At 44.3% G+C, this 20,737-nt stretch carries 18 protein-coding genes; 9 read left to right on the forward strand and 9 right to left on the reverse strand.

From position 1 onward, the window contains the following. Window positions 1–3 precede the first annotated feature (3 nt). A complete protein-coding gene (gene mutY, locus GO620_RS15765; protein WP_157524718.1) occupies window positions 4–1,068 on the reverse strand; it encodes an A/G-specific adenine glycosylase in 1,065 nt (354 codons plus the stop codon). A 160-nt stretch (window positions 1,069–1,228) separates the two neighbouring features. On the opposite strand from mutY, the gene GO620_RS15770 reads away from it, so the two are divergent. The 4 genes from GO620_RS15770 to radA all read left to right on the forward strand — a co-directional run bounded on the left by GO620_RS15770 (window position 1,229) and on the right by radA (window position 5,779). Then, complete coding sequence (locus GO620_RS15770; protein ID WP_157524719.1) at window positions 1,229–1,525, forward strand: HU family DNA-binding protein; 297 nt, start codon at window positions 1,229–1,231, stop codon at window positions 1,523–1,525. An 8-nt stretch (window positions 1,526–1,533) separates the two neighbouring features. Continuing rightward, on the forward strand, window positions 1,534–2,394 hold the full coding sequence (locus GO620_RS15775; protein WP_157524720.1) for a tetratricopeptide repeat protein: 861 nt from the start codon (window positions 1,534–1,536) through the stop codon (window positions 2,392–2,394). Between the two features lie 214 nt (window positions 2,395–2,608). Next, window positions 2,609–4,159 carry an Rne/Rng family ribonuclease gene (locus GO620_RS15780; protein ID WP_157524721.1) on the forward strand — a complete coding sequence of 517 codons (1,551 nt, stop codon included), beginning with the start codon at window positions 2,609–2,611 and terminating at the stop codon, window positions 4,157–4,159. 156 nt (window positions 4,160–4,315) lie between these two features. Continuing rightward, a complete protein-coding gene (gene radA, locus GO620_RS15785; protein WP_157524722.1) occupies window positions 4,316–5,779 on the forward strand; it encodes a DNA repair protein RadA in 1,464 nt (487 codons plus the stop codon). A gap of 3 nt (window positions 5,780–5,782) precedes the next feature. On the opposite strand, the gene GO620_RS15790 is transcribed toward radA, so the two are convergent. The 4 genes from GO620_RS15790 to GO620_RS15805 all read right to left on the reverse strand — a co-directional run bounded on the left by GO620_RS15790 (window position 5,783) and on the right by GO620_RS15805 (window position 9,590). Continuing rightward, window positions 5,783–7,150 carry an NHL domain-containing protein gene (locus GO620_RS15790; protein ID WP_157524723.1) on the reverse strand — a complete coding sequence of 456 codons (1,368 nt, stop codon included), beginning with the start codon at window positions 7,148–7,150 and terminating at the stop codon, window positions 5,783–5,785. Between the two features lie 230 nt (window positions 7,151–7,380). Beyond that, window positions 7,381–7,785: an RNA recognition motif domain-containing protein gene (locus GO620_RS15795; protein WP_157524724.1), complete on the reverse strand. Its 405-nt coding sequence runs from the start codon at window positions 7,783–7,785 to the stop codon at window positions 7,381–7,383. Between the two features lie 131 nt (window positions 7,786–7,916). Further along, window positions 7,917–8,417, reverse strand: coding sequence for a hypothetical protein (locus GO620_RS15800; RefSeq protein WP_157524725.1), 501 nt, complete (start codon window positions 8,415–8,417; stop codon window positions 7,917–7,919). Continuing rightward, window positions 8,418–9,590 (reverse strand): THUMP domain-containing class I SAM-dependent RNA methyltransferase, encoded by a 1,173-nt coding sequence (locus GO620_RS15805; RefSeq protein WP_157524726.1) that lies wholly within the window; start codon window positions 9,588–9,590, stop codon window positions 8,418–8,420. Window positions 9,591–9,665: 75 nt separating this feature from the next. Here GO620_RS15805 and GO620_RS15810 point away from each other — a divergent pair, with 75 nt between their 5' ends. Continuing rightward, window positions 9,666–10,031 carry a DUF3127 domain-containing protein gene (locus tag GO620_RS15810; protein WP_157524727.1) on the forward strand — a complete coding sequence of 122 codons (366 nt, stop codon included), beginning with the start codon at window positions 9,666–9,668 and terminating at the stop codon, window positions 10,029–10,031. A gap of 612 nt (window positions 10,032–10,643) precedes the next feature. Here GO620_RS15810 and GO620_RS15815 read toward each other — a convergent pair. Then, window positions 10,644–11,525, reverse strand: coding sequence for a hypothetical protein (locus tag GO620_RS15815; protein WP_157524728.1), 882 nt, complete (start codon window positions 11,523–11,525; stop codon window positions 10,644–10,646). A 135-nt stretch (window positions 11,526–11,660) separates the two neighbouring features. On the opposite strand from GO620_RS15815, the gene GO620_RS15820 reads away from it, so the two are divergent. Both GO620_RS15820 and GO620_RS15825 read left to right on the forward strand, forming a co-directional pair. Continuing rightward, window positions 11,661–13,505: a sensor histidine kinase gene (locus GO620_RS15820; RefSeq protein WP_157524729.1), complete on the forward strand. Its 1,845-nt coding sequence runs from the start codon at window positions 11,661–11,663 to the stop codon at window positions 13,503–13,505. Continuing rightward, on the forward strand, window positions 13,505–14,197 hold the full coding sequence (locus GO620_RS15825) for a response regulator transcription factor (protein ID WP_157524730.1): 693 nt from the start codon (window positions 13,505–13,507) through the stop codon (window positions 14,195–14,197). The genes GO620_RS15820 and GO620_RS15825 overlap by 1 nt, the downstream gene beginning before the upstream one ends. Before the next feature lie 52 nt (window positions 14,198–14,249). On the opposite strand, the gene GO620_RS15830 is transcribed toward GO620_RS15825, so the two are convergent. Next, complete coding sequence (locus GO620_RS15830) at window positions 14,250–16,793, reverse strand: zinc-dependent metalloprotease (RefSeq protein WP_157524731.1); 2,544 nt, start codon at window positions 16,791–16,793, stop codon at window positions 14,250–14,252. 211 nt (window positions 16,794–17,004) lie between these two features. Here GO620_RS15830 and GO620_RS15835 point away from each other — a divergent pair, with 211 nt between their 5' ends. Continuing rightward, on the forward strand, window positions 17,005–17,433 hold the full coding sequence (locus GO620_RS15835; protein WP_157524732.1) for an SRPBCC domain-containing protein: 429 nt from the start codon (window positions 17,005–17,007) through the stop codon (window positions 17,431–17,433). Window positions 17,434–17,532: 99 nt separating this feature from the next. After that, window positions 17,533–18,732, forward strand: coding sequence for a GAF domain-containing sensor histidine kinase (locus GO620_RS15840; RefSeq protein ID WP_198173546.1), 1,200 nt, complete (start codon window positions 17,533–17,535; stop codon window positions 18,730–18,732). On the opposite strand, the gene GO620_RS15845 is transcribed toward GO620_RS15840, so the two are convergent. Together GO620_RS15845 and GO620_RS15850 are read right to left on the reverse strand one after the other, a co-directional pair. Then, complete coding sequence (locus GO620_RS15845) at window positions 18,729–19,373, reverse strand: DUF47 domain-containing protein (RefSeq protein WP_157524735.1); 645 nt, start codon at window positions 19,371–19,373, stop codon at window positions 18,729–18,731. The two genes, GO620_RS15840 and GO620_RS15845, sit on opposite strands and share 4 nt — an antisense overlap. A 6-nt stretch (window positions 19,374–19,379) precedes the next feature. Continuing rightward, complete coding sequence (locus GO620_RS15850) at window positions 19,380–20,720, reverse strand: histidine-type phosphatase (protein WP_157524737.1); 1,341 nt, start codon at window positions 20,718–20,720, stop codon at window positions 19,380–19,382. Window positions 20,721–20,737 lie beyond the last annotated feature (17 nt).

Raw genomic sequence — 20,737 nt, forward strand, 5'->3', positions numbered from 1 at the left:
CGCTTAACCGGGAGAATTAAATTTGAATTTAAAAAATTTAGTTAAAAATATAAAAATGATTTTAGGCAAAGCCAATTTATTTAAATTTTCTACTTCTGTATAAAACCACCCTTCTTCCATTTTATTCGGTTTTGTATCAGTAGTAATAAAGGTTACCATTAATCTTTGGTGGGTAAGCAAGTGTTTGTGAGGCCCTTCCACAGATTTTACATATATTTTGTTACCAAACCTGTCTTTTACCTGGTTTGATTGTACCATCTTAGTTACAACTACTGGCTCTATTGTTTCTATTAATGGTAAATCATACATGTTTGCCCAGATGTCTTTATCGCCCCGTTTATTAAGCAATATCCGGGTGCCATCCGTTACAAGGAAATAGTAGAGAAATCGCTCCCGTATTTTAAGCTTCTTTAGTTTAACCGGCAGTGCCGTGGTAGCATTGTGCATAAATGCATAACACCCTTCTTTTACGGGGCATATGCCGCAAGCTGGGTTTTTAGGTTTGCACAGCATTGCGCCAAATTCCATTATCGCCTGGTTGTGAAGTCCTGCGTGTTCTTTATTTAAAACATCATTCGCTGTTTGCTGAAATATCTTCTTGCCCGTTGTTGAATTAATAGGCTCATTTATTCCAAAATATCGCGACAGCACCCGGTAAACGTTTCCGTCTACCACCGCCTTTGCTTCATTAGCCGCGAAGGATGATATAGCTGCAGCCGTATATTCGCCAATGCCTTTAAGTTTGATCAGCTCGTCATATCTGTTAGGGAATACATTGCCATGTTGTTCTTTCACTAGTTTGGCGGTAACCAGCATGTTGCGGCCGCGCGAGTAATACCCCAAGCCTTGCCACAGTTTTAGAATGTCATCTTCCGGTGCGGCGGCAAAATCTGTAACGGTTGGATATTTTTCTGCGAAGCGATAGAAATAGGGCATGCCCTGCTCCACACGCGTTTGCTGTAAGATGATCTCTGACAGCCAGATAATGTATGCGTCTGTAGTGTTGCGCCAGGGCAGATCGCGTTTGTTAGACTGGTACCAGTTGATCAGCGTGTCAGAAAAATTCATAGAATAACAAATTTACTTATTGCGCCCTAAAAGAGCTTGTATGCATTTTGTTACGCTTCAAAAAAAATGCGGGTTTTATTTCGGCGTTTCCGTTTAAACCCATACTTTTGCAACCCCAAAACAGTTAAGTAGTTAACAAAAAAATAAAGGAAAATAGAGTATGACCAAGGCAGAAATAATAACTGAGATCTCAACCAAGACCGGTATAGAAAAGATTGATGTGCAAGAGACTGTCGAAGCATTTTTCAAGGTTGTAAAAACTTCGATGGTTAGTGGCGAGAATGTGTATGTGAGAGGTTTCGGTAGTTTTGTTGTTAAGAAAAGAGCTAAGAAAACAGCCCGTAATATTTCTAAAAATACTGCCATAATAATACCGGAACATTTTGTACCAAGTTTTAAACCTGCCAAAACTTTCGTAGAGAAGGTGAAGACCGGTAACAAAACCAAATCAAAATAATTTAGGTGATGAATAAGAAACAAATAGTTGTAGTTGTAGCCGTTGTGGCTGTAATGGGCTATTTGTATTCTTTACCTGTTAAAGGGCTTGTAAAGCCCAAAGATGACAGCAGCCACCGCAATGGTGTTGCCACAGGTGCCACGGCTGTGAGGCCGGTAACACAGGTAAATGTCGAAGCGATTTCGGCATCGGCTAAAGCGGCCATAGGCCCTTCGCTGGCAGGTAAAATTGCCGAACTTGAACAAAAGCTAAGTAAGGCGCCCGATGCTAACGCCAAAACTGCCCTGCAAAAACAACTGGCCCAGCAATGGGACGATGTTAACCAGCCGGCCCCTGCAGGTTTTTATTACCTGGACCTTGCCCGCAAAGACAACAGTTTTACCAACTGGTTAAACGCGGGTAATAGGTTTAATGACGCGTATAAGTTTACGCAAGACACTTTAGTGCAGCCTGCATATGTACAAAACTCGGTAGAGTCATTTGAGCATGCGCGTAAACTGCAGCCTGAAAACCTGGACGCGGAAACAGGTCTAGGTATCGCTTATGTAAATGGTGGTGCCGCCAGCCCGATGCAGGGTATCAGCTTACTGCTCGATGTGGTAAAGAAAGATCCTGCTAACCGCAACGCCAACATTAACCTTGGCCAGTTTGCCATGAAGAGCGGGCAGTATGATAAAGCAGTAGCGCGTTTTAAAACCGTTATCGCGCAAAAGGCAGAGGTTGAACCTTTGTTTTATCTTGCCGAAAGCTATAAACAGCTGGGCATGAAAAAAGAGGCCATTGCAGCCTATGAACGATGTAAAGACCTGATGCCCGACCCGGCATTTGGCCAGCGCATTGATCAGTTTATAAAAGAATTAAAAGATTAGTTAACCCATAAAAAAATTACAATTATGCCAAGCGGTAAAAAACGTAAGCGCCATAAAATGGCTACCCACAAACGCAAAAAGCGTCTTAGAAAAAACAGACACAAAAAGAAATAAGCTATTTTAGCTTTGTTACCTGCCCCTTAGGCAGGTAAACTTTTTATGTATTTGTTTTACCTATGCGGCAAGGCTGCATATTAAAGAAATGGAGTAGCAGTTGATAAAAGAACTCGTTATCGATTCAACCCCCAACGGGGCTACTATTGCATTATTACAGGATAAACAACTCGTAGAGCTTCATAAAGAGCAAGCCACCAACAATTATACTGTTGGTGATATTTATTTGGGCCGCATAAAGAAAATTATGCCGGGCCTTAATGCTGCTTTTGTTGATGTAGGTTATGATAAGGATGCGTTTTTGCATTACCTTGACTTAGGCCCGCAGGTACAAACCTTGCTTAAACTTACCAAGCAGGTCCGCGGCGGCAGCTACCAGTCTAAACTGCTCGATCAGATAAAGCTTGATGCTGATATCAGCAAATCGGGCAAAATATCAGAGGTTTTAGCAAAGAACCAAGTCATACCGGTGCAGATAGCTAAAGAACCTATCTCTACCAAAGGGCCTCGTTTAAGCTCAGACTTATCTATAGCCGGCCGCTACGTGGTGCTGGTGCCGTTCTCAGAAACTATCTCTATCTCTAAAAAGATAAAGAGCAATACAGAACGTACCCGCCTGCGTAAAATAGTGGAAAGTATAAAACCAAAGCATTTTGGCGTTATCATCCGTACAGTATCCGAAAATAAGGGCGTAGTAGAATTACAGAAGGACCTGCTCGATCTGATATCGAAGTGGGAAACCTTTATGACGCGGTTGCCGGCAACAGAACCGGCTAAAAAAATATTGGGCGAGATAGACCGTACCTCGACCCTGTTAAGGGATATCCTTAACCCCGATTTTGCGCGTATTTATGTAAACGAGACCAGCATCTTTGAAGAGATAAAGTCTTATGTTCATGAGATATCGCCGGATCTTGAAGACATTGTCCGCCTGCATAAGCACAAGGACCCGATATTTGAACATTACGGTATCGAAAAGCAAATCAAAGGTGCTTTTGGTAAAACCGTAAATCTGCCTGGTGGCGCATACCTGGTTATCGAGCATACAGAAGCCCTGCACGTTATAGATGTGAACAGCGGTAACCGTACTGCTAATAAAGAAAACCAGGAAGAAAATGCCTTCCAGGTAAATAAAGAGGCAGCCCGAGAAATTGCGCGTCAATTGCGTCTGCGCGATATGGGCGGTATTGTGGTAGTCGATTTTATTGACATGCATAAGCCGCAAAACCGTAAAGATCTGTTCGACTTTCTTCGCGATGAAATGGCGCACGACCGTGCGAAACATACCATTTTGCCGCCAAGTAAGTTTGGTCTGGTACAAATTACCCGTCAGCGTGTGCGGCCCGAGATGAACATCGTTACCAGCGAAGTTTGCCCTACCTGCCATGGTACCGGCGCTATTCGCCCGTCGATATTGTTGTTAGACGATATCGAAACCAATTTCAATTACATTCTCGTAGAACAGAATGAGAAAAATATTACGCTTTGCGTGCACCCTTATTTAGAAGCCTACATTAAAAAAGGACTGGTTAACCGCCAGATGAAATGGTACTTTAAATATCACCAGTGGATCAAAGTAAAAAGCAGCCCTGCTTATCAGATCACAGAATTTCACTTCTTCAACTCGAAAGAAGAAGAGATCAAGCTTTGATGTGCAAATGAGAATATGTGCAGATGTGCAAATAAAAGCCTTCCGGAAACGGAAGGCTTTTTATTTTTAATGCAGCGTAATCTAACTAAAATAATTAGCAATTATCTTATCTTTAATCCGCACATTTGCACATCTTCAAATCTGAACATTTAAAGAATGGCCAAAACTAAAACAACTTACTTCTGTCAGAGCTGCGGCTACGAAACACCGAAGTGGCTGGGCAAATGCCCTGCATGCCAGCAGTGGAACACTTTTGTAGAAGAAGTTATTGAAAAGCCAAACTCATCTGTGCCCGATTGGAAAGCCACCAATTCGACGTCTCAGCAACGGTCTAACAAAGCGGTCGCGGTTGGCGATATAGCTGTACAAGATGAGCACCGTTTTGCCACACCCGATCAGGAATTTAACCGCGTGCTTGGCGGCGGCATTGTAGCCGGGTCGCTGGTATTGATCGGCGGCGAGCCAGGGATAGGCAAGTCTACCCTAATGTTACAGTTGGCCATGAATATGCCGGGACTTAAAGTGCTATATGTATCCGGCGAAGAAAGCGAAAAGCAAATAAAGATGAGAGCTGAGAGGCTAAACGCTACCCCCCAACCCCCTGAAGGGGGAGTTGAATTTGGAAGCGGAAATGCGGTTCCCCCTTCAGGGGGCGGAGGGGGTTGTTACATCCTTACCGAAACCTCTACCCAAAACATCTTTAAACAAATAGAGCAAACAGAGCCGGATCTGGTGGTAATCGATTCGATACAAACGCTATACTCATCGCATATCGAGTCGACGCCGGGGAGCGTATCTCAAGTGCGTGAATGTACGGCCGAACTGCTGCGTTTCGCAAAGGAAAGCGGCACGCCGGTAATATTAATTGGACACATCACCAAAGATGGCATGATAGCCGGCCCCAAGATACTGGAGCACATGGTTGATACGGTTCTACAGTTCGAGGGCGACAGGCACCATGTATACCGTATTTTGCGCTGCATCAAAAACCGTTTTGGTTCGGCATCAGAATTGGGTATTTATGAAATGTTAGGGGTAGGGTTGAGGGAGGTATCTAACCCTTCAGAAATATTGCTTTCTCAACGAGATGAAGCTCTGAGCGGGATTACCATATCAGCAACGCTTGAGGGTATGCGCCCAATGCTGATCGAGACGCAGGCACTTGTGAGTACATCGCCATACGGAACGCCGCAGCGGTCGGCTACAGGCTTTGACACTCGCCGAATGAACATGCTTTTAGCGGTCCTTGAAAAAAAGTGTGGATTTAAACTCGGTGCTAAAGACGTATTCCTGAATATAACCGGTGGTATAAAAGTAGAAGACCCCGCAATAGATTTGGGACTTGCCGCGGCCATTATATCCTCTCACGAAGATATTGCCGTCCCATCTAAAACTTGTTTTGCAGGTGAGTTGGGACTGTCGGGAGAGATACGCGCGGTCAACCGCGTAGAACAGCGTATTGCTGAAGCACAGAAACTCGGCTTCGAAAAAATATTTATCTCGAAATACAACTTACCCTCTACCAAACAAGATAAACAACGGATAGATCTTTCCCGCTACACCATCGAGATCATTCCTGTTGCCGGGATCGATGAGGTATTTAACCTATTATTCGGTTAACCCTTAATTAGTGATCGTTATTTTACGGATGAGGTTATTGTTGTAATCGGCAACATATAGCGCGCCACCAACAGTAACAATGCCAGTCGGAACATTAAATTTAGCAGCAGTGTTTGTGCCGTCGGCAAAACCGTATACACTGGCGCTGCCTGCTATGCTGTTTAAGATACCTGACGAGTTTTGTAAGCGCAGCACACGGCCGGTACCATCAGCAATGTATAGGTTATTGGCAGCATCTATCGCGATGGCGTTAGGGTTGCCGATAAGGGTAGTGATGGACCTGTTACCTGCAACCGTAGTTACTACACCTGCGCTGGTTATTTTGCGAATGGCGTAATTTCCATAATCGGCTACAAATAAATTGCCGTTAGTATCAAATGCCAAACCTGTTGGTGTTCTGAAAAGCGCCAGGGCGCCGGTATCATCTGTAAAACCAATTCCACCACCGGCAAAAGTAGTTACCACACCGGCTGTCGAGATCATGCGGATGCGGCTGTTATTAGAATCGGCCACGTAAATATTGCCCGACGCGTCTACAGCAATACCGCGTGGTGCATTAAATTGCGCGGTTAAAGCGGTGTTAGAATTAACATAGCCCGCAATACCAGATCCGGCCAAGGTAGTAGCGACACCTGCAGGGGTTATTTTGATAACCAGGTTATTGCCCTGGTCTGTCATATACAGGTTGTTTTGTTTATCAACTGCCAACGCATACGGGCTGTAAAAAGCTGCTGTTGCTGCGGGACCGTCTGTATGGCCAAGCGCGCCGCTGCCGCAAAAAGTACTTACCACGCCGGCCGGGGTAATTTTTCTAACTAGGTGGTTAAACTGATCGCATACATAAATATTCCCTTGGGCATCTGCCACCATACCTTGCGGATTGTTGAATTGTGCGGCAAGTGCGCCACCATCTACATATCCGGCTGTGCCGCTTCCGGCAAAAGTGCTAACTGTTGCAACGGTTGCGGTAGCTGCAGTTTGAGTGGTAACTTTTACTGTACTGCCATAAGATGTACCGGCCGCACTGGTTGCATAAGCACGTACGTAATAGGTTGTACCCGGCGTAAGGTTGCTGATAGTTATGGCATAGTTTGCCACCAAAGCGGCATTTGCTACTTTGGTATCAGAGGTAGTAGGCGATTGGTTTGCAGAGCTGTAAACCAAGCCAACTTCCGTTATGGCACTTGTGCCTAAATCTGTTACAACACCAGCGCTCGTGAAGCTTGTAGTTGTCACATCTGTAAGCAGCGTTCCGGTTGAGATGGTCGGCGCTGTTGTAGTAGTGCTATCTTTTTTACAAGCAGTAATAGTTAATGCGAAAAAAGCTACAAGGGTTGCAAGCTTTATAGGGAGGGGTAAAAATTGTCTCACTGTATCTGTTTTGAATTAAAGGGATGGCATAATTTTACCATACCTAATAGTGCTTCAAAAATAACATTTAAAGCTTTTATAGAGATTATAAAAATCTGCTTTAACTAATTTTAACAAAACAGCATCGCCCTTAAATAAAAAAAGCCGTTGTGATTACAACAGCGTCAATATCTGCACCGGGCAGAGTTTAAGAATAAAGCCCGGCAATTTTCATTACCGGGCTTTGTTATTTAGTAACGGCTGCCGCCGTTGCCACCTTTATTGTAACCACCGCCGTTACCGCCGCGGCTGCCGCCACCGTAACCGCCGCCGTTGCCACCACGGCTGCCGCCGCCGTAACCACCGCTGCTGCGGCCACCACCGAAACCGCCGCTACGGCCACCGCCGCCCGCTTTGCGTTCTTCGGCCTGACTTACAGCAATGCTACGACCGCTCACTTCAACACCGTTAAGGCCGTCGATAGCTTTTTGACCGCTTTCGTCATCGCTCATTTCAACAAAGCCAAAACCTTTGCTGCGTCCGGTTTCTCTGTCTATAATAACTTTAGCAGAGCTTACTTCGCCATAAGCTTCAAATAATTCTTTTAAATCTTCTTCCTTTAACGAGTAAGGCAGACTTCCTACAAAAATGTTCATTAATTTTAGTTTAATACGTTTTCGGCTTTCAGGCCATTTTTCGGTTGCAATATATAGATAAACTTGATTAAAAAACTTAATATTTATTTTTTAACAATTTTTTTAGATGAATAATGCCATTCACTTTCAGTTCATTGCAAAACTGCATCGTAACTTAATGTAACAGTGGGCAATAAAGTTGCTGCATCAAGCGGAATCTGGTTATTAGTCAACAGCGGGCTGCGCTTTGCGTAGAACTGCAGATACTTTCTTTTGATGGCTTGCTGACCTATAGCCGGTAAATTATAATTGATGCTTACGGGCAATAAAAAATCATGCTGCTTTTCATGATCCGGAATGATCCATTTTTTGTCTGTCTTTTTAAGCAGATCTGCAACTGGCTGCGCCATGGCTACATCATCGGCATAATAGACCACAATACGTTTAATGTTGCCATCTATGTCAGCAGTAAACTTTAGCATCACCAGGCCGGCCGCAACGTTTTTAGTAATATCATTTGTCGGCTCAAAATTTTGCTTAAAGAACGAATTCATCACCTCCTGGCCTCCCTGAAACGGAAAAGCCAATTCTTTTTGCGCCATTGCCGATATTGAAACCATAACGGCGGCTGCCAATACTACTAATCTCTTCATTTAAATTACTTTGGGCTCTCGTTTGCTGCCATCGTACAATTCATATTCCAGCAAACGGCAATCAAGCTTTCCGTTATAATATTCTATCCTGCGTTTGGCTGTAAGGCCAATCTTCTTCGCCAGATCAGGGTTGCCGGTAAACACATATCCGGTGTAACCACGGCATTTTTGTTTTAAAAAGTCGCCGATGCGTTTGTAAGTGATCTCGAGTTTGGTGTGTGTTCCTAACCGCTCGCCATACTCGGGGTTAAACATCACCACTCCTGTACCCTCAGGCACTTCGGTATCGGCAAAATCACAAACAGCAAAATCTATTAAATGTTCTACACCCGCTGTTTTTGCGTTTTTACGCGACACTTCTATTGCATCATCAGATATATCCGTCGCGATGATCTTAAAGTCAAGTTGTTTAATAGCCTTGTCCTTTAAGACACGCCGTTGCTCAAAGAAAACCTGCTCGTCATAGCCCAGAAAGTGCATAAAGCTAAAGTTCATCCTGAAGAAACCCGGCGGCTTTTCAGTCGCCAGCAGGGCGGCTTCTATTGCCAAAGTCCCCGATCCGCACATGGGATTAATGAAGTTGCTTTTTCTGTCCCATTTAGAAGCCATAATTGTTGAAGCGGCCAAAGCCTCCAACATAGGCGCTTTACCTGGTATTTTGCGGTAACTATGCTTTGCTAAAGTTTCGCCGGAAGTATCGATGAATATATCCGCGCGGTCGTCTTGCCAATAAAGATGCAGCACCGCTTTGTTTTGATCTGCACCAGAATTTGGGCGGATGCCTTTTACAGATTTTATCCTGTCTACTACCGCGTCTTTGACTTTTACGTTAGAGAAAAGCGGTGTTAAAATATGCTCATTATTTACGTTTGATGTGATCGAAAAATAGCCGGAAAAATCGATCAGTTTTTCCCACTCGATCTGTACCAGGTTGTCATAAAGTTCTTTGGGATCGGCTGCGGTAAAACTTTTAAGTAAATACAGCACCTGGCTTGCACAGCGCAGGTTAAGATTTAACGGGATGCAATCATTCACTGTGCCCTTAAGCTCAACCCCGGTTGCAAAAGCGCGATCAACCGTATAACCCAGACCCTCAACTTCGCTCTGCAAGTAAGGCGATAACCTTTTATTGCAGGTAATAATGATCTTACTCTCTGTATCAAAAACATTCATTAACGGCGAATTTATAATTAAAAATTTATAGCTTTATTTGTTAAACGCTAACTTTACATTTTAAAAGTTTCATAGATGGATATTAAAGGCAAAGTACACGAAGTGTCGCCAACCCAACAGGTTACAGAGACCCTTAAGAAAAGAGAACTGATCTTAGAATATATAGAAAATCCTCAATACCCTGAGTATCTGAAATTTGAGGCGATACAAGACCGTTGCAATTTGCTTGATAATGTTCAGGTGGGTGATAACGTTGATGTGTCTTTTAACTTAAAAGGCCGCCCATGGACAGATAAAACCGGCAAAAAAACGTACTTTAACTCTTTGCAGTTATGGAAGATCAATAAAATTGACGGTGGCGCTGCAGGTTCATCTGCTCCGGAATATGCTCCGCCTGTAGATTTAACCTCATCTGCAGATGACGACGATCTGCCGTTTTAACAGCCTCACCTAAATCCTCTCCAAAGGAGAGGACTTTAAAATAAAAAGCCCTTTAAGATCTTCTTAAAGGGCTTTGCTTTTATAAGTTTGACCTCTCCCCAACCCCCCCCCAAAAAAAAAAAGGGGGAGGTTCTTTATTATTAATCTTTATCTTGGTTCTATGTCTTTATTGTCTGATGAAAAAAAACTCAAAATTTTAAATGGCGGGGTTATTTTAATTTTCGGCGCAGGTATTTACTTCACTGGAGGATTGTATACCCTTATAATTACCGCAATATTGTTTTTGTTTATTTATCTATATGCTTATTCACTCATAGGCCTTATTTATACGCGGAAGCAAATAAAATCATGGGTTTTTTATTTAATTTCTGCTATAACATTATCTTCAGTCTCCGTCGTATATGGATATGTACTTTTAGTGGTTTATCCTTTAATTACTGTATTCATTGTGGCATTTGTAAGTTGGATTGCAAAGATGTTAGGGAGAATCTTTTAAGCGGAAATTTGAAGATATCCTTTGACATGATTATTATAACAAAGCCATTTAAAATTTAAAGGGCTTTGCTGTAGGCTTTTGTTCCTCTTCTTTTAGAGACGGGTTGGGTGAGGCTTTTACTCCTCCTTCATTATATTTTTAGTCACCGATTTGCTGCCTTGTTTAACAACAAGCTTATACATGCCATTTAATGGCAATGGAAATGAGCGGCTAAAGCTTTGAGTATTTACCCTGTCGCTCCAAACTATCTTGTCATCACTGTTGATAAATTCAATTGTAGTGGCTGCTTTTGCAGGCAGGTTAAAGGATAATGTGGTTTTACCGGTAGAAAAATCAGGCACCAACTTAATGTCGCTTATCGCCAAAACTTTTTTATCATCACTTGCTTCATCGGTCATTGGCTCTGTAACGCTGTAATTGATGTTTGTGCTTACACCGTTAGCATCCGTATTAGAATAGCTAAAGCGCTGGCTGTTGCGGCGGCTCATTCTCCAATCGCGGTTACGGACTGGTCCGTCATTCCGGTCAAAACGTAAGCGCATCGGGCGATCACCTGCAGGCGGCGGTGGCATCATATTGTCTCCATCTGTCCTGAAAGAAAACGTCATTGTTTTAACGCTATCCTTTAAAGGTCTCAAGTGCATTGGCCTTTGTACTGCAGCACCGCCAACGTAGTCGCCATATTGGTGCGCCATACCATCGCCTGCAATCATAGGCGGTTGTCCCGGAACGCCATCCATACGGCGCTCAATAATCACGCGTCTGCGCTGGCCATCGCCCTTTAGCTTATTCATGTCGGTCATTGCGCTTGCGCGCTCTGCCGGCGATAAGGTTTTAATGTTCTTTCCGTTAATAACAGTATCGCCGTTGGTAATAACGATCTCTGTATTCTTTTGGCTTTGTGCCATCACGACCGATGGGATAACGAAGATGGCGGCAATGCTCAATGCAAAAACAAGCTCGAAGCCTGGTTTCGCGGTTATTTGGGGTAATTTCATGTTGTATATAGTTTTACTTCTCAAATGTAACAAACAACATAACGCCAATGTGTTAAACTGGCTGCTTAAAAATGTTAAAATTTGTTAAAGCTAATCTGTGCCACAGCTTTTTAAAATATTTTTGTTTGGCAAATAATGAAGAAGAAAAGCATTGTTTTAATTATAGGACTCATGGGCTTCGCGCTGTTAGGCGTGCTGTTTATGCAGCTGTACTTTCTGCGCCAGGCTTATTCCCTGCAGGTAGACTTGTTTGACCATTCTGTAAAAGAAGCACTTAACACAGTTGTAAACAAAGTTGCCCGCGTTGATGCTATAAACTTTTTAAACGAAAAAGCCCGTGCCAATGATGAGCGGGATATGCGCCAGCGCAATTATAATTTGATGGTGCGCAGTATACACAGCAGTACGTTAGGCAACAAAACCGTTATCTCAGATAGTTCTGCTTTGCGCAAAAAAAACACCGCGCATCAGCGGCACATCGCTTTGCTTCGCGATAGTTTAAAGCACATTATTTTAAGTAATAAGCTGGACGACGAAATCTACACTTTAGCACAGGAGGGTTCTGTAAACTATAAGATAAACGTCTCTGAATTTATAGATGAGTACGGCATAGTACATCGGCGGATGATGCCCGAAATCATTTCGCCGCTGCATGCCATGCAGAAGCGTCATATCAAGCTTTCTAAATTCGATACGATACGTTATCAATATATAGACCCGCAGTTTGGCCCGCAAACTATGATCATACCGCAAATTAACCCCGAGTGGGCCCGTTTGCAAATGCGTAAAGAAAAGGAGCGGCAAATTCGTCAGGTAAAAAAAATACTAGCGACAGACTCATTAGCCAACCTGCCAAGATCACAAAAGCCGCAGCAGCAGCCAAGTGTTATACAAAATCTGGCTATGGAATACCAGCGCGCAGGTAAACCGCTTGAGAAACGTATCGACTCTGTTTGGATAGATTCTGTCTTACGCCTGGAACTGCAAAATAAGGGTATAACTCTGCCTTTCAGTTACGAAGTAAGCACGGCTAATAATGATTCGCTGATATTTTCCCGCGCGCTTGACACCGGCAGCAAGCCTTCTTTCCTGGCGGCAAATACCTATGAGATGCCAATTTTTGGTAAGGAAGTAGTAAGTGACCCGGGTAAAATCAGGATCACGTTTCCTCAAAAAAGTTCTTTCTTACTTAGCCGCATGACTTACAGCATGGCTACAAGCGGGGCATTGATGCTGGTGCTAATATTGTGCTTTGGTTATACCATCTTCTCTATATTAAAACAGAAGAAGATATCAGAGATGAAGACAGATTTCATCAACAACATGACCCACGAGTTTAAAACGCCTGTATCCACAATCATGATAGCCAGCGAAGCGCTAAAAGATGTGGAAATTGCCGAAGACAGGACGAGGGTGGCCAAACTTGCCGGCATCATTTATGAAGAAAACGCGCGCCTTGGCAGCCATATAGAACGCGTGCTGAATATTGCCCGTATAGAAAAGAACGACTTTAAACTGGATGTTAAACCGGTTGATGTGAACGAGATGGTGGCTGCCGTGCTTGATAGCATGGAGCTGAAGTTGCAAAAGTACAATGCTCAGACAACAATGCACTTAGAAGCTGACGACAGCATTATTATGGCCGATGAACTGCATTTCTCAAACGTGTTATACAACCTCATAGACAATGCGTTAAAATACAGTGACAAGGATCCGAAGATTACCATAAGCACGTTGAATGCCGATGGCCAGATTGTGGTTTGTGTAGCAGATGAAGGCATTGGCATGAGCCGCGACCAGCAGACCAAGATCTTTGAGCAGTTTTACCGCGTGCCTACCGGCAACTTGCATGACGTGAAAGGATTCGGTTTGGGGCTTAGTTATGTGAACACCATTGTTAAGCGATTGAACGGCAGCATCGGGGTACGGTCTGAAAAAGATAAAGGGTCTGAGTTTGAATTAAAATTTGCGCTTGCTTAATGAAGAAAATACTACTGGTGGAGGATGATCCTAATCTGGGTTTGCTGTTACAGGATTACCTGCAGTTAAAAGGCAAGTTCGACGTGGTACTAAGCAAAGACGGCGATGAGGGTCTGCGTGAGTTTACTAAATCAAGCTATGATCTGTTGATCCTCGACGTAATGATGCCCAAAAAAGATGGCTTCACTTTAGGCAAAGAAATACGCAAAATAAACGCTGATGTGCCTATCATATTCGCGACAGCGAAAGGCATGATAGAAGATAAAACCCAGGCTTTTGGCTTAGGGGGCGACGATTACATCACCAAACCCTTTCGCATAGAGGAATTGCTGTTACGCATAAACGCGCTGCTGAAACGCGCTTCGTCGCCTGACAAAAAGGATGTACAACAGCAGTCACAATTCGACATCGGTAAATATCATTTCGACTTTACGCAGCAGTTAATTACCAATAACGGCAATCAGCAAAAGCTTTCCACCAAAGAAGCAGAATTGCTGCGTTTGTTATGCCTGCATAAAAACGAGGTGCTCACCCGCGAAGAAGCTTTATTGAACATCTGGCACGATGATAACTATTTTAACGGTCGCAGTATGGACGTATTTCTGAGTAAACTACGCAAGTTTCTTAAAGAAGACCCGGCTGTTGAGATCATCAACGTGCATGGCCGGGGCTACAAACTTCTGGTAAACTAAAAACCCCTCTTCATAGAAAAGGGGTTTAAAATATTCTGTAATCATTTTAGGGCTACCATTCAAATTCGTTGCTCGGCATACCGATAGGTGCACCCGGCGGCATGTCTAAAGCATCGGCAGGCTGAAATTTGTCAGGGTTCTTTTTAAACTCATCTATTTGCGACAGTGCAAAGTACATTGCAGCTTTTTGCTTAGGTGATGATGTTGATGCTTTGCCACCCATCCATTCGGCTAGCTCGGCTATTTTAAGCAACGCTTCACCACGTACGTTTTCACCTGCACGGGTGTTTGCCGCCAATTGCAGCAGATATTTTAACGTAAGGTTATTCGCCAAAATGTGTAGTTCGCCTTTGTAACCCGGTTCAAGCGGTGCCTTCCAGGTGGCAGCTAATAATTTATCTACCATTGGCATAAAGCCCGGCTGCTCGCCGTTGCGCGACTGAAATTCTATTAATCTTGCCGCGCGATTGGCGTCGAGCAGGTAGCCTAAAGTCGCGTTGGTTGCGGTTTCGGCGGCACCAATAGGATCGAAGGTTACCCCTGTATGGCCGCCAAAAGTTTCAACGGTAGATGGGTAGCCTACAGGGCGCGGCGGAATCTTAGCGATCAAAGCCTCTGGTAAAGCCAAGGCATCTGGGCTTATTGTAGCGATAAGTCCGTCGATAGCGCGCCATTGTTCAGCCGGCTCTACCATTTTTGTAACGGTTTCGCCATCGTTTTTTAGCGCATGTGTAAAATACAGTCCGCCAATGGAGTTAGCTACCGCTTCTATTTGGTAACGGTGCAGCAGGTACATCGGTACCAATACTTCTTCGAGGGTTGCCATGGGCGCATCTTCGCGGATGGCCTTCTCTGAGAAATTATCTAAGATGTGACGACGGATGGTCATCAATTTAGTCAGCTGATCAACGGAGTTTACGCCATCATCCCACTGGTGCGATAGCGGATGAACGCCGCCGCCGATATCCGGTATAAAGATGTGTCCTTGTGCCAGCGTTTCCTTCATGATCTTGTCAAGCGCGGCATTTTCATCAGATCCTTTTGGAAAATCAGAATAGCCCCAGGTTATCGCTCGCTTATCCCAAGTGCCAATGCCTTTCGCATAAGCGTTCGAGACATCTATTGTGCCATCTGCTTTCATGCTAAAGCGCGGGAACGGGTAATCCATTACAGACGCACGGTCATGTGTGCTGCTGGTGAAGTTGTGGTATAGGCCAAGTGTATGGCCTATCTCATGCGCTGATAACTGGCGGATGCGCGCCAGCGCCATTTGCTCCATCGCTTTCGAAACCGGCTTACCATCGGCATATGGCTGCAGTAAGCCTTCGGCTATCAGGTAATCCTGGCGGTGACGGTCAGAGCCAAGGGTCACTACACCTTTTAGTATTTCTCCGGTACGCGGGTCTATGTATGACGAGCCGTAAGAGAATGCCCTCTCCGGACTACCCGAGCGGTTAACCCAGTTCACCACATTGTAGCGCATATCCATCGGGTCTGCATCTTTAGGTAGTTCCTTAACGATGAACGCGTTTTTGTAACCGGCCGCTTCGAACGCCTGGTTCCACCACGACCCACCCTCAATTAAAGCAGATTTGATAGGTTCAGGCGCTCCACGGTCAATATAGTATACTATCGGTTCAACAGGTTCGCTCATTGCCGCGCCGGGGGTCTTTTTTTCTAACCGGTGGCGTGCAGTAAATCGTTTAAGGATCGGCTCGGTAATGGGAGCAGAAAAATCATAATAACTAAACTGGTTAAAGCCGCTTCGCGGGTCAAACTTGCGTTTCTTAAACTTATCATCAGGTAGTTGTATAAGTGCCTGGTGCATACGGAAGGTAACCGCTGTAGGGTCGGCGGCTACACCTCCTCCGCGCCCAAAACCACCGCCGGCACTACCGCCCGTAAAGGTAAGCACCGCCTCGAACTCGCTGTTTTTGGGGAAGTTTTTTGTATTGTCGATGTAAATGGCAGACCGGCTGTCGTCTAAACGGTAACCTCCACCTGCGGCACCGCCTCCGCCTCTGTTACCCGCCGCGATCGCGCTACCCAGGTTACCACGCCCGGTACCGATAGTTGCACCTATGCCGCTTGCATCGCGAACCAGGAATGGTGTGAAATCTACCAAAACCTTATCGCCGTCAACCGCCGCAGGGGTAAAGCCCCAGAGAATAGATTTGGCAAAAGCGTTTTCTACGGCCTTCTTTTCATCCTCATTGCCATTAACTGCGCGGTAATTGCTTATGGGCTGCTCCAGAAATATCTTCGGGCCCACGCGTGTGAAACGAGTGATGACAGATGAAGCCTGTCCGCGTTCAGGTCCGCCGTTGCCCACACCATCAACCAACGACCGGAAATACAAAAAGTCTGTACCAAACTTATCTATTTCCAGGTAAACCTTACCGCTCTTCTCGTCATAATAAAAGTTAAAGAAGCCATCATACTTCTTGAAGTTTTGGGTGAATGAACCGATGGATGCAGGCGGACGGTTTTCCGTAGTACGTGGACCGCCTTCGCCACCGCCGCCGCGGTTTTGCGAATAACCTGTTGCGCTGAAGGATAGTATAGCAAGCGCTGTTAAGGGTAAATAATGCTTCATTGTCAATAGTTAGTTTAGTTGTGTTTAGGAAAAATAGAAATTATTTGCTTTAAAAGATTATATATCAATTTATTCTATTGAAAATGTTACGGTTTTGGGCAATCAGTTACAAATTATTCAAATCTTGTCGCTTTTGACTGCTTAGTTTGTCGGTATTTTCCCCTAATCGTGGTTGAACAGCGGACTATATTTGCTTTAAACTACATAAATTATGAACAAACCAGGCCGAAACGTTCTGACAGCCATTGTTGAAATTAAAGCATCGCTTGAAAAAGTATGGAATTGCTGGAATGATCCCGACGATATTAAACAATGGAATAACTGCGATGCCGATTGGGAAAATTTGCACGTAGAAAACGACGTTCGCGAAGGCGGTAGATTTCTGTTTGCGATGGCGAAGAAAGACGGCGGTGAACATTTTAATTTTGAAGGCTATTACGATAAGGTGATCCCGCAACAGTTACTAACCTACACACTTACAGACGGCCGCAAGAGTGAGGTACACTTTAGCGGCTACAATCCGGTCACGATAACCGAACATTTTGAACCCGTTGCAGAGCTTCCATCCGCAATGCAGCTGAAATTCTGCGAGGCGGTGCATCAGAGTTTTAAACGATACATAGAGAACACGGACAATTAAAAATTTTGTAAATTAGTGTTGCTGAAACTACTTTGCTTTTACAATCGTTAGTATTTAGCTACTACGACACTACCTTTTATGATGAATACTACAGCGCCTATGCCCTTAAACGAAATGGACAGGGTACTAACTCTAGCCGAACTGGATGTTGATTATACCAGTTTGGAAAATGATTTTCAAGACTTAAGCACGCTGGCCGCTAAGATTGCCGGTACATCTATCTCCATCATTAATCTTATCGACAATTACACGCAGTGGTCTGTTTCGGGCAAAGGTTTTGCCGTTAGCTCCATGCCGCGCGAAGACAGCGTTTGCCAATACACTATAACCGGTGATGATCCATTTGAAGTGAAAGATCTTGCCGGGGACGACCGCTTTGCAGATAAAGATTACGTAAAAGGAGGCGATCAGTTACGATACTACTACGGCGTACCGCTCACTGCTGATGGTCAAAACATTGGCGCACTTTGTGTTTTAGATGCACAAGAACACCAGATAAGCGGCGAGAAAGCCGAAATGCTGAAGATCATTGCGCAAGAAATTGTAACGCGGCTAAAAACCGCCAAGATCATCAAAGACCTTCATTACCGTTTAAAAGAGGTTGATGAGAGTAAGCGCCGTGTGGCACACGACATACGCGGACCGCTGAGTGGTGTTATCGGACTCGCTAACATGATACAGGAACAGGGCGAAGACGGCACCATGGACGAGGTGCTGGAATACGTGTCGATGATTGATAAAAGCGCCAATTCCGTACTTGAATTAGCTAATGATATTTTAACTGCCGACCAGCGTAAAATGCAAACCGCACAGCCCGGGCAATATGAATTTAATTTAGGTTTACTTAAAGAAAAACTGTGGGAGTTATATGAACCACAGGCGGTGAATAAAAATATCGACTTTAAAATAGTAGTACATCCCGAAGGACAGAACATTCCTTTTTCGAAAAACAAACTGCTGCAAATCATTGGCAATATCATCTCTAACGCGATGAAGTTTACCCCCGAAAATGGGCGGATAACTGTTGATTTGAGCATGGTAACCGCGGCAGATCAAAATACCCTGCTGATATCGATAACTGACAACGGTGTAGGCATGAGCCAGGAAAAAATTGCGCAAATACTGCAAGGTAAAGGCAAATCTACAGATGGTACCGGCGGCGAACAGGGTTTCGGCTTTGGGCTTAACCTGGTAAGGCATTTAGTTGATACCCTTGACGGCACTATGCGCATTGAAAGCGCGCCTGGCAAGGGGAGCACCTTTACCGTAAGCCTGCCACAGCCCGAAAACCTGACTTAAGAGTTTTTAACGATAACCGTTTCGATAACGTTCACCACAAGTTCGCACTTGTCGGTAGCGCGCTCTAAGACCGAGAATATTTCGCTGTATTTCATGATCTCCAGCGGGTCTGTTTCTTTTTCTATAAGTGCGGACATGGCTTTATTGTTGACAATGTCTGCCTGGTGCTCTAATTTTTTGATGTTTTCTACGTGGGCTTCGATCACTTCAGATTGTGAAATGTCCTGTAGCTCGACAATTAGTTTTGTTAACTCGCTGCAGCAATCCACTATCAGCCCGGCCAATTCCTTTACAGGCTCGGTCACAACAATATTGTAAAAGTTAACCCGTCGGGAAGCGATATCTATAAAATCTGAAAGCGTATTCAGTGCTGATGACAAAGCGTACATATCATCGCGGCTAAATGGAGATATGAAAGCCTGGCCGGACAGCGCATACATTTCGCGCTTAATGTTATTGCCTTTCTCTTTTAAGCGGCTGATGACATTAAAGTTCATCTTCAGGTCCTGCGGGTTTGCTGAAGAAACAGACTGATAAAGCAGGCTGGCCATTTCCAGCGCCGTCGCCGCCGCGTCATCAAACAGGTTAAAAAATGTCTTATTGTTACCGGGCATTATCCGCCCGAATAAGCTTGTCTTCATCAGCAATTATTTGAGTCCCGAAAGATACTCATTCATATTACCATTTAAAAAAGCGCCCAGGGCTATTAATTTTTTGAGGTAATGCTGCTTTGCGATCTGCCAGTCAAAGTAATAACCGGTGGCGGGCTTTATACCGTTGATCTTAGCCGGCTTTTCATTGAGCAAAAATTTCATAAGATACTTTCCCTTAGCATTTTTGTAAAGTACCCAATCTATGTTTGCACTTAGCGGGATGATATCGCCGGGTTTCCATGTCTTATCTATGTCCAAAGATGACGCCGCATGTTTGCTTGCGTTTTCTACATCCATTATCGCGGCAAACGGCGAAACTGTCTCCGCGTGAGCAAAACGTAGTTCGGCATTGTATTTAGGCGCTTTGATAAAGGCGTCCGTAGTTTTAATGAAATCGGCCAACAGCGGGGCAGCGATCTTTACCTGTATGCCATTATTGTCCAAGCCGGGGCCTTTTTGATAGTAACCCTCAGCCGCGTCAATTTTGCCTAAGGCAGTAAGTTCATCGCAAGTGAAAAACGTCGATAGGTCTACGTCAGTAAAGCTAAATCCTGCCGCGCCTATCTCATCCTTTACGGAGTAAACAATGCTTTCAAAGCCAAACACATCGCTGATCAGCTTATCCGTCTGCGCAATTTTTAAATCCTGTAGCAATGCAGGCTTTAGCCACCGGGCTGCTATGCGTTGCTCCATGTCAGCCAATTTTAGTTGTACTTTAAGGCTGTCAAGGTTGGCAATCCAAGCACCTTCAGTTTCGTATTTGGTATAAGCAGGCGACAGATCATAAAAGCGAAGGTTAGTGTCATCAACCCGGTCGGTGATAATTATACTGTCTTTAATTTTGCTTTTCAGGCCTTTTAAATAAGCATCTGCACTTTGGCGGGTGCGTATCTCTTTAGTGATGGCGAAGTTGATCTTAACCGGCTTATTAAATGCTTCGGAGTAGTTATTGTATAAGCGTTCGCCAAGTTCATACAACTCTGTTTTGCCTTCGCCGGATATGTTTTTAACGTTGCCATGCTCAACCTTGTTTAGCTTTACAATAGTTTGCCACAAGCGTACGCCATCGGGGGTAAGCATTTGCAGGCTATCTGCTTTTTTTAAAAATCCCCAGGCAAAGCTGGTATTTACATCCTTTGTTAAATGCCGCGCACCGTGCCGGTTAAGGTGGTTAACAAATACAACCTTAAAACCTGAAGGGATATCTCGCTTTGCTTTTGACGGTGTCTTATAAAGCGTCTTTGTACCCAGGTATGCTGTATTACAAGACTGGGCAGTTGCTTTGTGAAAGCAGCTGCCCAGTAATATCACCACTAATATTTTAAATTTTGCCATTAAGCAAATATCAGGTT

Origin of the sequence: Mucilaginibacter ginkgonis (assembly GCF_009754905.2) — a bacterium.
Taxonomy (GTDB): domain Bacteria; phylum Bacteroidota; class Bacteroidia; order Sphingobacteriales; family Sphingobacteriaceae; genus Mucilaginibacter; species Mucilaginibacter ginkgonis.